Below are 14485 nucleotides of genomic sequence, written 5' to 3' on the forward strand. Positions count from 1 at the left end.
GCCACCTGGTGGTGCAGGCCGCGGACGACCGGGTCGCCCGCTGGTCCACCGACCCCCGGTCGGCGGCCGCACGGTGCATGATCGACTGAACGGGTGATTTCCTGGCCCGATGCCACGTCGTGGCCCTCCCTGGGGGATCAAGCGGTACTGGTGTCGACCGTACCGTGAACCCCCGCCGCGGCGACGGGCGGTGCCGGGGGTGCGGGGACGCCGTGGGCGGCGGACGGAACGCCGCAGCACGGCGGGAGCGACGTGCCGGGAGGGAGCGACATGCCACGGAGGGAGGCCCGGCGCCCTTCGGGCCGGCCCGGGGCCCGCTGGCTGCGGGCCGGCCGTGAGCCGTTGTCTACTGGGCGTCCGGGCCTCGTCCGGGTCTCACCCGCCGGCCGGACCAGGACCGTCGCGGCGGTGCCGCGGGCGCTGGACCTGGCTGCCGGTGACGAGCCGCCGTTCGGCGGTGCGTCCCGACGGCCCAGCGGCGCTCCACGACCACACTGCGGCGGGTCCGGACGGACGTCCCGTGGTGGACCCGGCCGAACCTACCGCTGGATCACCGGCGCCTGTCAACACCCGTGTGACCTCGGCTTTCCGACGGAAACACCTGGTCAACGGCGAGCGGCCACCCGGCGGCGCCACGCCGGGACGACGTCGTTCGGCGTAGCCCGGGCCAGGAGATCACCCGTTCAGTCGATCATGCACCGTGCGGCCGCCGACCACGGTCCGCAGGCACTGCGGCAGCGGCTCGCCGGGGGTCAGGTCGGGCAGCCCGGGGGTGCCCGACCGGGGGTCGGTGGACCAGCGGGCGACCCGGTCGTCCGCGGCCTGCACCACCAGGTGGCCGGAGCGCCAGACCGCGTAGTCGGCCACGGCGCCCGGGACCAGCGTGCCCTCCCCGTCGCGTCCGAGGGCGCGCCAGCCGCCGCGGGTGTGCGCGGCGAACGCGGCCCGGACGGAGATGCGGTGCTCCGGGGTGCGGTGGAAGGCGGCGGCGCGCAGGGTGCCCCACGGGTCGAGCGGCGTGACGGGCGCGTCGGAGCCCAGCGCGAGCGGGACACCCGCACGCAGCAGCCCGGCGAGGGGATGGAGGCGCGCCGCCCGTTCGCTGCCCAGCCGGGAGGCGTACATGCCGTCCGGGCCGCCCCAGGCGGCGTCGAACGCTGGCTGCACGGAGGCGGTGAGCGCCAGGTCGGCGAAGGCGGCGAGCGTGGCGTCGGTGAGGAGGGCGGCGTGCTCGATGCGGTGGCGGGCGGCCCGGACCCGGTCGATGCCGACGTGGTCGGCCGCGGCCCGCACCCCGTCGGTCACCGCGGTGAGCGCGGCGTCCCCGATGGCGTGGAACCCCGCCTGGACACCGGCCTCGGTGCAGGCGACGACGTGCGCGGTGACGGCGGCGGTGTCGAGGTGCGCCAGGCCGGTGTGGTCGGCGTCGTCGTAGGGCGCGTGGAGGTGCGCGGTGTGCGACCCGAGGGAGCCGTCGACGAACAGGTCGCCGGCGGCGCCCACGGCGCCGAGGTCGCGGACCCGGTCCAGTTGGCGTGCGCTGGTGACGGCCTCGCCCCAGTAGCCGAAGACGCGGGGCCCGGGCTCCTCGGCCGCGAGGGCGAGCAGGCCGGTGAGGTCGTCCTCACCGCTGATGAGCGGGCCGGCGCACTCGTGGAGCGCGCCGATGCCGAGGCCCGCGGCGTGCCGGAGGGCCGCGCGCTGGGCGTGGCGGCGCTGGTCGGCGGTGACGGTCCCGTGGGCGGCGGTGCGGACCGCGTGGTGGGCGTCGCCGGTGAGCGGGCCGTCGGGGCTGTACCCGGGCAGCGCGGTGATCCCGGGGACCAGGTCCAGCAGCGCGGTCGAGGCGAGCGCGGAGTGGACGTCGACCCGGGTCAGGTAGACGGGGCGGCCGCCCGCCGCCGCGTCGAGCGCGGCGCGGCTCGGGGCGGCGCCGCCCGGCCAGGCGGCGGAGTCCCAGCCGTGTCCCAGCACCACCCGGTCGGTGGGGCGGGCGCGGATGTGGGCGGTGACCGCCGCCAGCGCCTCGGCGGGGCCGGTCGCGCCCGTCAGGTCCAGTCCGGTGAGCGCGAGTCCGGTGGCGGTGGTGTGGACGTGGGCGTCGGTGAAGGCGGGGGTGACCAGCGCGCCGTCGAGGTCGACGATCTCGTCCGCGCCGTCCGCGAAGGACTCGGCGGCGCCCTCGGACCCGACCCAGGCGACGCGGTCGCCCTCGACGACCATGGCGGTGGCGAAGGGGTCGGCCGGGGAGTGGACGGTGCCGCCGCGCAGCAGCGTGGTGGTCCGGGGTGCTTGGGGGACGGTCATACGGCAAGTCTGGCGTGCGGCGCGCCCCGGTCCGGCTCCGGGGTCGCCGCGGCGCACCCCGGCCCGGGAAGCGGGGCGGTAGGGGGGTCAGACGCGGGGCGGCCGGGCCTCGTAGGGGGTGGAGAGCACCACGGTGGTGCGGGTGGAGACCCCGGCGAGGCTGCGGACCCGGGCGAGCAGGTCCTCCAGTTCGGTGGGGGCGCCGACCCGGACCTTGAGGATGTAGTTCTCCTCGCCGGCCACGCTGTGGCAGGCCTCGATCTCGGGGACGCCGGCCAGCCGCTCGGCGATGTCGTCCGGGGCGCTGGGGTCGAAGGGCTTCACCGAGATGAAGGCCGTGAGCGGCAGCCCCACCGCCTCGGGGTCGACGAGGGCGGCGTAGCCGCGGATGACCCCCCGCTGCTCCAGCCGGCGCACCCGCTGGTGCACGGCCGAGGTGGACAGCCCGGTGGCTCTGCCCAGGTCGGTGTAGCTCATCCGTCCGTCGGTGACGAGCAGTTCCACGATGCGCCGGTCGAGTTCCTCCACAACGGGTCAACCTAGCGCCCCTCGCGCCGGCCCGGCCCGCATCGGGCCCGCGCGGGGCAAGCGGAACACGTCAATGTGACGAAGGACACATCGCGGCACCCCGAGTGTCGTTGCACAGAGTGGTTAACCGGAGGGTGCCATGGGCATTGCTTGGTGTGGCCGTCGGCCCACCGTTCCGTCCTACGGGGGAATGCCCTATGCGCAACGTGAAGCAGTTCCACTCCACCGGGTCCGGGGACCGGTTCCCCGAGGTCACGGCCCCCGGCGCCTGGCCGGACGAGGCCGAGGAGACCGAGGACGGGGTGGACCATCCGGTGGTCGTGCGGCGGGCCTGCCCCAGCTGCGCACAGCCGGTCGCCGTGAGTCCCGGGGAGACCGAACTCCCGGCGCACGCGGTCTGCTCCACGCCCTGGAACCCCTTCGGCTCGACCGTGTGCGACGGCTCGGGCCGCCCGGTGCCGGCGGCTGTCCCGGTGATGGAGCCCGCGGGCGTCGTCGACACGGAGGCGCTGTCGCTGCCCGCCGGTCTCGACTGGCGCAGCCAGCCGTTCTCCCACGCCGTGCGCGTCGCCCCCCGCGAAGCCGTCCCGGTCGCGGCGCCGCCGCGCCAGGTGCGCCGCCGGGTGGACCGGGCGGCCTGAGCCGCCCGCCCGTCGGGCGCGGACCGACCGCACCGCGCCCGACGAGCAATCAGGACCCGGGCGGGCCCGCGAGGTGACGGGCGATCACCAGCCGCTGGATCTGGTTGGTCCCCTCGACGATCTGCAGCACCTTGGCCTCCCGCATGTACCGCTCCGCGGGAAAGTCGGCGGTGTACCCGTAACCGCCCATGAGCTGGACCGCGTCCGTGGTCACCCGCATCGCCGCGTCGGTGCAGAACAGCTTGGCCATGGCCGCCTGGGCGGAGAACGCCTCGCCGGCGTCCCGGAGGCGGGCGGCGGCGAGGTACAGCGCCCGGCCGGCCTCGATCTGGGTGGCGAGGTCCGCGAGCTGGAACCGCAGCCCCTGGAAGTCCGTCAGCGGCCGGCCGAACTGCCGGCGCCCGGCGGTGAAGGCCAGCGCCTCGTCCAACGCCGCCTGCGCGAGCCCGACGGCGCAGGCCGCGATGCCGAGCCGTCCGGAGTCGAGCGCTGCCAGGGCGACCGAGAAGCCCTGCCCCTCCTCCCCCACGAGACGGTCCCCGCTCACCCGCACACCGTCCAGATGCACCTGGGCCGTCGGCGATCCCCCCATGCCCATCTTGCGCTCCGGCGCGGCGGCGGAGAGGCCCGGGGCGTCCCCGGGCACGAGGAAGGCGCTGATGCCCCGCGGCCCGTCGACACCGGTGCGGGCCAGCACGGTGCAGAAGTCGGCGACCCCGCCATGGGTGATCCACGCCTTGGACCCGGTCAGCACCCAGTCGTCCCCGTCACGGACGGCGCGGGTGCGCAGCGCGGCCGCGTCGGAGCCCGAGGCCGCCTCCGAGAGGCAGTAGGCGCCCAGCTGCCCGCCGCCGAGCATGGTCGGCAGGTGCTCGCTCCGCTGCGCGTCGGAGCCGAACTCGGCGACGGCGTGGCAGGCGAGCGTGTGGACGCTGACCCCCAGCCCCACGGTGAGCCGCGCGGCCGCCAGCTCCTCCAGGACCTGCAGGTAGACCTCGTACGGCTGGCCGCCGCCGCCCAGCTCCTCCGGGTAGGGCAGCCCCAGCAGCCCGGTGGCGGAGAGGGTCCGGAACAGCTCGCGGGGGAAACGCGAGGCGGCCTCCTCCTCGGCAGCCGGGGGCCGGACCTCCTTGGCGGCGATCTCACGGACGAGATCGAGCAGGTGGCGGGCTTCCTCGCTCGGAAGGGTGCGCCTCACCGGCGCCGGTTCCAGGACGGGGTCCATCTCGCGTCTTCCTCCCTGTCGTGCACTGCGACGACGCACGACCGGGTGTGGCGGCGCCGTGGGTCCGGGCGGCCCGGTCCGCCGGTTCGCGGCGGCCGTGACCTGCGGGCCCGGCGTCTGGAGTATGCCTGACCGGGCCCCACTTGAGCACCGTCCGGCACCGGCTTCCTCACGCGTGCCGCCCGGCGGCGACCCCGCTCAGAGCGTGTGTGAGACCCCGCGTCGGATCAGCTCGCGGCGTCGGATGCGGTCAGCTGCAAGGCGGAGGGGCGCCCTCATACCGGGTTGTATTCGGGCGTTCCTGACAACGCAGCAGATGGCCGTAGCTGGCGTCGCGGGCCCGGCGCGGGGTCTCACACACGCTCTCAGCCGATGCCGAGCCGCCCGAGCGCCCCCAGCTGCCGGGGGTCCGCCTCCTCGGGCCACAGCACGTAGCAGACCCCGCCGCTGCCGCTCCCTTCGGAGCCGTCGGCGCGGCGCCGTCGGGTGCGCAGCCAGACCGTCTCGAAGTCGCGGCGCGGGTAGACCCGTCGGACCGCGGCCCGGCCGCGCCCGGCCGGGTCGTCGGCGACGACGTCGCCGTCGGCGGTGAACCCCGAGACGACCAGCAGATGGCCGGCGGTCGCGTACCCGGCGCCGGGCAGCTCCCCCTCCTCGAACGACTGCGAGGTGATCAGCGGGAGGCCGGCCGCGACCAGGGTCTCGGCGGCGGTCAGTGACTCCAGTCGCGTGACGACCGCGTTCATGCCCGGGTAGGTGGCCGCGTGGGCCGCGTTGAACGGCCAGTTGCCGCAGCCGCCCCACCGGTGGTCGAAGGTGCGGCGCGCGGTGTGGCAGACATCGGGATCGTCGTGGGCGGGATCGACCCACGCCAGCGCGGCGCGCGCCGGGTACCGGCCGTGCGCGGCCAGCACCATGCGGAGCGAGGTCGGGGAGCACCAGGCCGCGCCGCCGCCGTTGTAGTGCGGGTAGCGCCCCTCGTGCGCGTACTGCGAGAGCGGGGGCACCGCGGTGGCGACACCGGTCGCCGGGCCCGGTCGCGAGGGTGGCACCGCGGCGCGTACAGGGACGTCGGACGCCGCGACCGCCAGTCGACGCACCGCGGGCGCGGCGGTGGCCCCGGGACGGCGGCAGAGCGTCAGCCGCACCTGCCAGTCCGTGACCCGCACGCCGGCGGCGGCGGAGGCGGCGCGCACGGCAAGGGTGTCGGTGTCGACGGCGACCGCGTCGTCGCCGTCGGGTGGCGCGGACGCGGGGGCGATGTCCTCGTCGGTGGCGGCCCAGTCGGCCAGCGGGAGCCACGGGGTGCGCGGGCCGTCCGAGCGGGTGGCGCGCACCTCCACGCGGAGCCAGCAGCCGCGGGGCAGGTCGGCGTTCCAGGAGACGAGCAGTTCGGTGGCGGGCACGGCCGGCCGGTGCGGTGGGGAGGTCCAGCGGGCGCTCTCCCAGCTCCGGTCCTCGCCCCGGGCGTCGGGGCGCCGCAGGGTTCCGGAGGGCCGGTCGAGGACGAGTACGGGCCGCGGGCCGCCGCGTGCGGTCGCGGTCCCCTCGTGTGCGCCGTCGTCCCATCCCCCGGCGCCGTTGCGGACGTGCAGGGCCACGGTCGGTGCGGGCGCGGTGGGAGCGGTCGCGGTGGGAGGGGCCGGGTCGGCGGGCGACGGATCGGGCACGAGGGCTCCTGCGGGTCGGCGGTGACGTGCGGGGTGTCGGCCGCCCACCGTCGGACCGGTGCGGTGCGCGGGACCGATTCCCAGTGTGCGGCCGGTGCGCCCCGCGGGCCGGGCCACCACGGCGCACGCCGCCCGAGCGCCACGGCGCGAGGCCCCCGGTCGGCCCGCCCGTAGGCTGGTCGGATGCCAGGACCGCCCGCCTCCCCCGCCGCCGCGACCGCGCCCGGCGTCGCGCTGCTCGCCCGCCTCGCCGCCGATGCCTCGCCGGCCCTCGGCGGTGTCCGGCTGATCGGGATCGACGGCCACGCGGGATCGGGCAAGTCGACCCTGGCGGACGCCCTGGCGGCCCGGCTGGGCGGAGCCCCGGTGGTCCGCTGCGACGACCTCGCCGACCACGCGCACCTGTTCGCGTGGGACGACCGGCTGGCGCGCGAGGTGCTGGAGCCGCTGCGGCGCGGCGAGCCGGCGCGGTTCCGGGCCTACGACTGGGAGCGCCGCGTGCGCGGCGAGCCCCGCGAGGTGGTGCCGGCCCCCGTGGTGCTGCTGGAGGGCGTCGGCGCGGGACGCCGGGCGGTGCGGCCCCGGCTGTCCCTGCTGATGTGGATGGACGTGGACCGGGCGGTGGCCTGGGAACGCGGCCGACGGCGCGACGGCCCCGCCCAGGCGCGGTTCTGGGAGGGCTGGAAACCGGCCGAGGACGACCACTTCCGTGACGATCCGTCACGGGACGCAGCCGATATCCTGGTTGTCCCGCAGTATGACGGGTATGTGGTCCGCCGCCGGTGACGGCCGCGCACCGGAGGAGACGCTACGACCCGTTCGGGGGACTGGATGACGGCTGGCGGCCCGGAGGACCGGCAGCGGCGCACCGCCGCCGACCTGGCGTGGCTCCGGGGCGTGGACGCCTACGCCGCCGGGGCCTACGGCGACGCGGAGGACGGCTTCCGCGCCGCGGTCCGCGAGGACCCCGGCATGGCCGACGCCTGGCTGGGGCTGCACGCGCTGCGGGTGGGGGTCGCCGAGGCGCTGGGCATGATGTTCGAGCACCGGGGACGGTTCGGGGAGCAACGCGCGGAGCACGGCCGGCCGCTGTCGTCCTGGTACTGGCTCGGCTGGTGGGTCCAGCCGGTGCTGGAGTCGCCGCAGGACCTGCTGCTGGCCCACGCCTCGCAACTGCTGGACGCCCGGCGGCTCCCCGAACTGGACGCGGCGATCCGCCGCTGCCCGCCGCCGGGGGACGACGCCCGCAGCCGGTTCCTCCACGGCTGCCGCGCCTACCTCGCCAAGGACTGGGAGGCGCTGTTCCGGCACACCACCTCGCTGCTGGACGACCCGCTGCTGGGGGTGGAGGCCTCGCTGTTCGCCGGCATGGCACGAGTGCGGCTGGGGATGTACGGCCAGGCCGAGCCGGTGCTGGCGACCGCCCTGGCGCGGTGCCGCAGCGAGCAGCCGCAGCGCAAGGAGCTGCGGTACTGGCTGGCGCGGGCACGCGAGGGCAGCGGCCGGACGGCGGCGGCCATCCCGCTGTACCGCGCGGTGCAGCGGGCCGACCCGGGGTTCCTGGACACCGGCGCCCGGCTGCTGGCGCTCGCCGAGGAGGAGCCGGACTGGTCCCCGCCCCCCGACGAGAACGACGTCGGCGACCACGGTTCCCCGGCGGTGCCTCCGCAGCGGCCGGCGCGGGCCGGGCCGGCCACCACCTCCCCCGGCGCCGGGCGGGCGCCGTCCGGCGGACCCGGCGGCGAACCGCCCACCGCACTGTCCCGGGCACTGGCCGAGTTGGAGGACATGGTCGGCCTGGAGCCCGTGAAGGAGCACGTCCGGTCGCTGTCGGCGCAGGTGCGGATGGCGCGGCTGCGCTCGGGACAGGGGCTCCCCGCCCGCACCCCGCAGCGGCACCTGGTGTTCTCCGGCCCGGCCGGCACGGGGAAGACGACCGTGGCCCGCATCGTGGCCCGCGTCCTCCACGCGCTCGGCGCGGTGGAGCACGACCGGTTGGTGGAGGCCCACCGGGCGGACCTGGTGGGCGAGTACCTGGGCCAGACGGCGGTCAAGACGGACCGGTTGGTCGACTCCGCGGTGGGCGGCGTGCTCTTCGTGGACGAGGCGCACGGGCTCGCGCACTCCGGGTACGCCCAGGGCGACGCCTACGGGGACGAGGCGCTCCAGGTGTTGTTGAAGCGGGCCGAGGACAGCCGGGAGCGGCTGGTGGTGATACTCGCCGGCCACCCCGAGGGGATGCGGCGGCTGTTCGGCGCCAACCCGGCACTGTCCTCGCGGTTCCCGGCGCGGGTGGACTTCCCCACCTACGGCCCGCCGGAGCTCGCCGCGATCGCCGAGCGCGCGGCGCGGCTGGGCGGCGACCGCTGGGACGCCGAGGCGTGGGAGGAACTGCGGTCGGTCTGCGGTCATGTGGCCGAACGGGGCTGGACCGACGAATTGGGCAACGGGCGCTTCGTGCGGGAGCTGTACGAGTCGAGCTGCGCCTTCCGCGACGTGCGGCTGGCGGCCCTGCCGTCGGCGCCGGAGCGGTCGGAGCTGACGACGCTGCGGCTGCCGGACCTGATGCGCGCCTACGGCGAGGTGATCGGGGGCCGGGGCAGCGAGCGGGCGGACGACGCGGGAATGCCCCCGGGCTGACCGGGGGCACTCCCGGTACGCGACGGCCGGTGGTTCAGTCCCGGTCGGGGGCGGCGTGCGCGTCGACGAGGGCGCGCAGCGCGCGGGCCCGCCGGACCGCCGCCTCGCGCCCGGCGGCGGGTTGGATCGCCATGACGGGCAGCGCGGTGCCGTCGTGGAGGTCCAGCGAGGCCCACGAGTCGCCGTCGCGGAGGTTGACGCGCACCACCTGGGCCCAGGCGAGGCGGCGCACCGAGGTCAGGTTGACGACGGTCAGCCCCGTCTCGGTGGCGGTGACGCGCGGGCGGCTGAGCAGGGCCAGCACGGCCCAGATGAGCAGCCCCGCCAGGCAGAACGCCGCCTGCTCGCCGATGGAGTGCCGCACCGGGCCCTCGCTCGGCAGGGCGAGCCCGATCGCGGTGAGCGTCACGAACGCCAGCGCCCCGAGCGTCATCAGCACCGCGACGGTCGCGGTGGGTCGGTAGGTGACCGGGAGCGCGGGGAGCTCGGGGCGCGGCTCCGGGGAGGCGGGGCCGGTCTCGGCGCCGCCGGGGTGGGAGGTGTTCACCGGTGGTCCTTCGTCGCGGGTGCGGCGGCGGTGGCCGGGCGGGTCACAGCCGGCAGGCGTGGATCTGGGTGGTCAGGATGGCGCGCGCGCCGAGGTCGTAGAGCCCGTCCATGACCCGCTGGGCCTCCCGGGTCGGCACCATCGAACGGACCGCGACCCACCCCCGGTCGTGGAGCGGGGAGACGGTGGGCGACTCCAGCCCCGGGGTGAGCGCGACGGCCTGCTCCACCGTCTCGGCGCGGATGTCGTAGTCCATCATCACGTAGCGGCGTGCCACCAGGACACCCTGGAGGCGGCGCAGGAACTGGGCCACCCGCGGGTCGTCGGCGTCGCCCCGGCGCCGGATCACGACCGCCTCGGACTCCAGCACGGGCTCGCCGACGATCTCCAGTCCGGCGTTGCGGAGGGTGGTGCCGGTCTCCACCACGTCGGCGATGACGTCGGCGACGCCCAGCTTGATGGCGGTCTCCACCGCGCCGTCGAGGTGGACCACCGACGCCTGCACCCCCTGGCGCTCCAGGTAGGGCGCGACGACGCCGTCGAAGGAGGTGGCGATGGTGAGGCCGCCGAACTCGCTGACGTCGCGCGGGCCGCCGGGGCGGGTGGCGAACCGCAGGGTGGAGGCGGCGAATCCCAGCTGGAGGATCTCCTCGGCGTCGGCGGTGGAGTCGACCAGCAGGTCGCGGCCGGTCAGCCCGACGTCGAGCTTGCCGGAGCCGACGTAGACCGCGATGTCGCGCGGGCGCAGGAAGAAGAACTCGACGTTGTTGTCGGAGTCGAGCAGCACCAGTTCGCGGCGGTCCATCCGCTGCCGGTAGCCGGCCTCATGGAGCATCGCCACCGCCGGCTCGGAGAGAGCGCCTTTGTTGGGGACGGCGATGCGCAGCATGGTGTGGCTTCCTTCGGTGCGGGTGGGCGGGGGGTGCGTGCGGATGGCGACGGGGCGCCGGGCGCGGGCTCGTTGCCGGCCGGCGGAGGAGCGGGATCGGCTCGCGCGAGGCGCGCGGGGCCGGTCACAGATGGGCGTAGACGTCCTCCAGCGAGATGCCGCGCGCCACCATCATCACCTGGAGGTGGTACAGCAGCTGCGAGATCTCCTCCGCCGTGCGGTCGGCGCCCTCGTGCTCGGCGGCCATCCAGACCTCGGCGGCCTCCTCGACGACCTTCTTGCCGATGGTGTGGACGCCGGCGGCGACCAGTTCGGCGGTGCGGGAGGTCTCGGGGTCTGCGGTGGCCGCCTTGCGGCTGAGCTCGGTGAAGAGCTCCTCGAATGTCTTGTTCGCCATGGTGGCCCCTAGCCTACGCGGGGGCCACCGGCGCCGGTCGTCAGTGCCGGAGTTCGGACAGTCCGCGGAGGGTGGCCGCGGTGGCGACGGCGGCGGTCACCGCTTCGTGGCCCTTGTCCTCGGCGGAACCCGGCAGCCCGGCACGGTCCAGGGCCTGCTGCTCGGTGTCGCAGGTGAGGACGCCGAAGCCGACGGGCACGCCGGTGTCGACGCCGACCCGGGTCAACCCCTCGGTCACCCCCTGGCACACGTACTCGAAGTGCGGGGTGCCGCCGCGGATCACGACGCCGAGCGCGACGACCGCGTCGTAGCCCCGGTCGGCGAGCACGCGGGCCGCGACGGGCAGTTCGAAGCTGCCGGGGACCCGTACCAGGGTGGAGTCCGCGACGCCCAGCTCGCGCAGCGCCCGCGAGGCGCCGTCGACCAGGCCGTCCATCACCGTGGTGTGCCACTGGGCCGCGACCACCGCGACCCGCAGTCCGGTGTGCTCGGGGACGTCGACCTCGGGTGCGCCCTTACCACTCACGTTTCTCTCCTCGGTGTGCTGGTCCGCCCGGCCCGGGGGCCGCGCGGGTCGTCGGACGGGATGTCGGTCGGTCGTCTCAGGAACCGGCGGCGCCGGCCGGGGCGTCGAGCCACGGCAGGTCGTGGCCCATGCGGTCGCGCTTGGCGCGGAGGTAGCGCAGGTTGTGGCGGCCGGCACCGGCGGCGGAGCTCACCCGCTCCAGGACCTCGAGCCCGTGGCCGCCGAGCGCCGCGGACTTCCCCGGGTTGTTGGTCAGCAGGCGCAGCGAGCGGACGCCGAGCTCGGCGAGGATCGCGGCCGCGGCCGAGTAGTCGCGGGCGTCGGCGGGCAACCCCAGTTCCAGGTTGGCGTCGAGGGTGTCCCGGCCGCGCTCCTGGAGCTGGTACGCGCGCAGCTTGGCGGTCAGCCCGATGCCGCGCCCCTCGTGGCCCCGCAGGTAGACCAGCACCCCGCGGCCCTCGGCGCGGATGCGGTCCAGCGCGTCGCGGAGCTGCGGCCCGCAGTCGCACCGCAGGGAGCCGAGGACGTCGCCGGTCAGGCACTCGGAGTGGACCCGGACCAGGACGTCCTCGCCGTCGCCGATCTCGCCGGCGACGACGGCGATGTGCTCGACGCCGTCCGCGGCGCGGTAGCCGTAGGCGCGCAGGTCGCCGTGGGAGGTGGGCAGCGCCGTCTCGCCCTCCCGCAGCAGCGGGACGGCGGCGGTGGCACCGGTGTGGGCGGGGGGCCCCGGGACGGCGGCGGGGGCGGCGACCGGCCGAGCGACGGTGCCGGTGCCGGTGCCGGTGCTGTCGGCGTCGGCGTCGGCGTCGGCGAGGCTGCGGGCCAGGTCCTCGATCGAGATCACCGTCAGACCGTGGCGGCGCGCGAACGGGATCAGTTGCGGCAGCCGCAGCATGACGCCGTCCTCCCCGGCGATCTCCACGATCGCCGCCGCCGGGCGCAACCCGGCCAGCCGGGCCAGTTCGACGCCGGCCTCCGTGTGACCCGGCCGCTCCCGCACCCCGCCGTCACGGGCGCGCAGCGGGAAGACGTGGCCGGGCCGGGTGAAGTCACCGGGCCCGGCGTGCGGGTCGGCGAGCAGCCGGATGGTGGCGGCGCGGTCGGCGGCGGAGATACCGGTGGTGACGCCGTGGGTGCCGGTGGCGTCCACCGAGACGGTGAACGCGGTCCCCATGCTGTCGGTGTTGTCGGGCACCATCTGCGGCAGCCGGAGCCGGTCGAGGTCCTCCCCCGCCATCGGCACGCAGATCAGTCCGCGGCACTGCGCCATCATGAACGCGACGGTCTCGGTGGTGATGGTCTCGGCGGCCGCCACCAGGTCCCCCTCGTTCTCGCGGTCCGCGTCGTCGACCACCACGACGGGGCGACCCGCGGCGAGATCGGCGACGGCCCGCGCGACGGGGTCGAGGACCGGGACGTCGGCGGCCGCGGCGGCGGGATGGGTGCCGGCGGTGCTCATACGGGTGCTCCTTCGGGTAGCGGCCGGACGGCGTCCGGGGTCCGGGTCCGCAGCCACCAGGCGCGCAGCCCCCACAGGACCAGGACGAAGTAGACGATGTAGACCAGGCCGGAGAAGGCGAGGCCGCTGCTGAAGGCCAGCGGGACACCGACGAGGTCGACCAGCAGCCAGGCGAACCAGAACTCGACCAGGCCGCGGGCCTGGGCGACCATCGCCACCAGCGTGCCGACGAAGATGTAGGCGTCCGGCCAGGGGTTCCAGGACAGGTGCGGCCAGAGCGTGAAGACGCCGCCGACCGCCGCGGTGCCGAGGACGGCCAGCGACAGCAGCAGCCCCCGCTCGCGCCAGGTGGCGAACCGCACCTCGATCTGGCCGTCGCCCGAAGCGCGGCCCCGGCGCCGCCACTGGTGCCACCCCCAGGCGGCGACCAGGATCACCAGCAGTTGCTTGCCCACCCCGCCGGAGAGCTGGGCGGAGGCGTACGCGAACACCAGGATGAGGCCGGAGAGCAGTTGGACGGGCCAGGTCCACAGCGAGCGCCGCCAGCCCAGCGCGAGGGCGGCGAGCCCGCAGAGGTTGCCGACCATGTCGGACCACTTGATGGGCTGGCCGAGCGCCTCGAAGGCGGTGGCGTTGAGCGTGTCGACGAAGCTCACGGTGTCGTCCCCCCGTCCGTGGGCGGGGTCGCCGCGGCTGCGAACGCCTGCCACGGGCCGGCGGAGCCCGGGGCGCCGTGGGTGAGCAGCCGTTCCACGTACTTGGCCAGCACGTCCACCTCCAGGTTGACGGTCTCGCCGGGCTGTCGCCGTCCCAGGGTGGTGAGTTCCAGGGTCGCGGGGATCAGGCTGACGGTGAAGGAGTCGGCGGCCGCCTCCACCACCGTGAGGCTGACGCCGTCCACGGTGATGGACCCCTTCTCCACCACGTAGCGGGCGAGGGCCTGGGGCAGCGCGATCCGCACCACCTCCCACAGGTCCCCGCGCTCCCGGTGGGTCACGACGCCGGTGCCGTCGACGTGGCCCTGGACGAGGTGGCCGCCGAGGCGTCCGCCCAGCGCCATCGGGCGTTCGAGGTTGACGCGCGCCCCCGGGCGCAGCGCGCCGAGCCCGGTGCGGTGCAGCGTCTCGGCCATGACGTCGGCGGTGAACTCGCCGTCGCCGTGGTCGACCACGGTCAGGCAGACGCCGTTGACGGCGATCGAGTCGCCGTGTCCCGCGTCCGCGGTCACGAGGGGCCCGCGCAGCCGGAAGCGGCGGGAGTCGCCGTGCTCCTCGACGGCGACGACCTCACCCAGTTCTTCGACGATTCCGGTGAACACGTGTCAGGACCCTTCGGTGGTGGGGGTGCCCGCGGCGCGGGGCACGGCGGTGACCCGCAGGTCGGGGCCGACGCGGGCGATGTCGGTGATCTCCAGTCGCAGCGCGGCGGAGACGGTGGTGACGCCCGCGTCGTGGAGCAGGGGGGCGCCGGCGCCGAGCAGGGCGGGGGCGAGGTAGCCGACGACCCGGTCGACCGTCCCGGCGGCGAGCCACGCGCCGGCGAGGGTGGGGCCGCCCTCCAGCAGCACGGACCGGACGTCCCTGCGGTGGAGCGCGGCCAGCAGGGCGGCGGGGTCCAGCCCCCGGCCGTCGGCCGCTCGGGGCAGCCGGACGA

Annotated in this window: 15 protein-coding genes; 3 read left to right on the top strand and 12 right to left on the bottom strand. The window is 76.1% G+C overall.

What is annotated here, in order from left to right; all coding sequences use genetic code 11:
* Nucleotides 1–675: 675 nt before the first annotated feature.
* On the bottom strand, nucleotides 676–2307 hold the full coding sequence (locus HCN52_RS14205) for an amidohydrolase (RefSeq protein WP_168088817.1): 1632 nt from the start codon (nucleotides 2305–2307) through the stop codon (nucleotides 676–678).
* An 87-nt stretch (nucleotides 2308–2394) separates the two neighbouring features.
* Nucleotides 2395–2835, bottom strand: coding sequence for an Lrp/AsnC family transcriptional regulator (locus HCN52_RS14210; RefSeq protein WP_168088818.1), 441 nt, complete (start codon nucleotides 2833–2835; stop codon nucleotides 2395–2397).
* Between the two features lie 197 nt (nucleotides 2836–3032).
* Between HCN52_RS14210 and HCN52_RS24760 the strand changes: the two genes are divergently transcribed.
* Nucleotides 3033–3476 (top strand): hypothetical protein, encoded by a 444-nt coding sequence (locus tag HCN52_RS24760; RefSeq protein ID WP_209314527.1) that lies wholly within the window; start codon nucleotides 3033–3035, stop codon nucleotides 3474–3476.
* A gap of 49 nt (nucleotides 3477–3525) precedes the next feature.
* Here HCN52_RS24760 and HCN52_RS14220 read toward each other — a convergent pair whose 3' ends face one another.
* Nucleotides 3526–4701, bottom strand: coding sequence for an acyl-CoA dehydrogenase family protein (locus HCN52_RS14220; RefSeq protein WP_168088820.1), 1176 nt, complete (start codon nucleotides 4699–4701; stop codon nucleotides 3526–3528).
* Between the two features lie 365 nt (nucleotides 4702–5066).
* Nucleotides 5067–6371 (bottom strand): C39 family peptidase, encoded by a 1305-nt coding sequence (locus HCN52_RS26195; RefSeq protein ID WP_168088822.1) that lies wholly within the window; start codon nucleotides 6369–6371, stop codon nucleotides 5067–5069.
* Between the two features lie 183 nt (nucleotides 6372–6554).
* Between HCN52_RS26195 and HCN52_RS14230 the strand changes: the two genes are divergently transcribed.
* Nucleotides 6555–7157 carry a uridine kinase family protein gene (locus HCN52_RS14230; protein ID WP_245175140.1) on the top strand — a complete coding sequence of 201 codons (603 nt, stop codon included), beginning with the start codon at nucleotides 6555–6557 and terminating at the stop codon, nucleotides 7155–7157.
* A gap of 45 nt (nucleotides 7158–7202) precedes the next feature.
* On the top strand, nucleotides 7203–9011 hold the full coding sequence (locus HCN52_RS14235; RefSeq protein WP_168088824.1) for an AAA family ATPase: 1809 nt from the start codon (nucleotides 7203–7205) through the stop codon (nucleotides 9009–9011).
* Nucleotides 9012–9045: 34 nt separating this feature from the next.
* On the opposite strand, the gene HCN52_RS14240 is transcribed toward HCN52_RS14235, so the two are convergent.
* The 8 genes from HCN52_RS14240 to HCN52_RS14275 all read right to left on the bottom strand — a co-directional run.
* Nucleotides 9046–9558 carry a PH domain-containing protein gene (locus tag HCN52_RS14240; RefSeq protein ID WP_312876696.1) on the bottom strand — a complete coding sequence of 171 codons (513 nt, stop codon included), beginning with the start codon at nucleotides 9556–9558 and terminating at the stop codon, nucleotides 9046–9048.
* 43 nt (nucleotides 9559–9601) lie between these two features.
* On the bottom strand, nucleotides 9602–10447 hold the full coding sequence (gene hisG, locus HCN52_RS14245; protein ID WP_168088826.1) for an ATP phosphoribosyltransferase: 846 nt from the start codon (nucleotides 10445–10447) through the stop codon (nucleotides 9602–9604).
* 124 nt (nucleotides 10448–10571) lie between these two features.
* Entirely contained in the window at nucleotides 10572–10844 is a 273-nt protein-coding gene (locus HCN52_RS14250) for a phosphoribosyl-ATP diphosphatase (RefSeq protein WP_168088827.1), read from the bottom strand.
* A gap of 40 nt (nucleotides 10845–10884) precedes the next feature.
* Nucleotides 10885–11370 carry a 6,7-dimethyl-8-ribityllumazine synthase gene (gene ribH, locus HCN52_RS14255; RefSeq protein WP_168088828.1) on the bottom strand — a complete coding sequence of 162 codons (486 nt, stop codon included), beginning with the start codon at nucleotides 11368–11370 and terminating at the stop codon, nucleotides 10885–10887.
* A gap of 76 nt (nucleotides 11371–11446) precedes the next feature.
* A complete protein-coding gene (gene ribA / locus HCN52_RS14260; protein ID WP_168088829.1) occupies nucleotides 11447–12832 on the bottom strand; it encodes a GTP cyclohydrolase II in 1386 nt (461 codons plus the stop codon).
* On the bottom strand, nucleotides 12829–13488 hold the full coding sequence (locus HCN52_RS14265; RefSeq protein ID WP_312876697.1) for a nicotinamide mononucleotide transporter family protein: 660 nt from the start codon (nucleotides 13486–13488) through the stop codon (nucleotides 12829–12831). Before HCN52_RS14265 ends, ribA begins: the two co-directional genes overlap by 4 nt.
* Complete coding sequence (locus tag HCN52_RS14270) at nucleotides 13485–14150, bottom strand: riboflavin synthase (protein ID WP_168088830.1); 666 nt, start codon at nucleotides 14148–14150, stop codon at nucleotides 13485–13487. The genes HCN52_RS14265 and HCN52_RS14270 overlap by 4 nt, the downstream gene beginning before the upstream one ends.
* 3 nt (nucleotides 14151–14153) lie before the next feature.
* The coding region (locus tag HCN52_RS14275) for a RibD family protein (RefSeq protein WP_209314528.1) at nucleotides 14154–14485 on the bottom strand (332 nt) is incomplete at its 5' end.

This window comes from Streptomyces bohaiensis (genome assembly GCF_012033785.1).
GTDB lineage: Bacteria > Actinomycetota > Actinomycetes > Streptomycetales > Streptomycetaceae > Streptomyces > Streptomyces bohaiensis.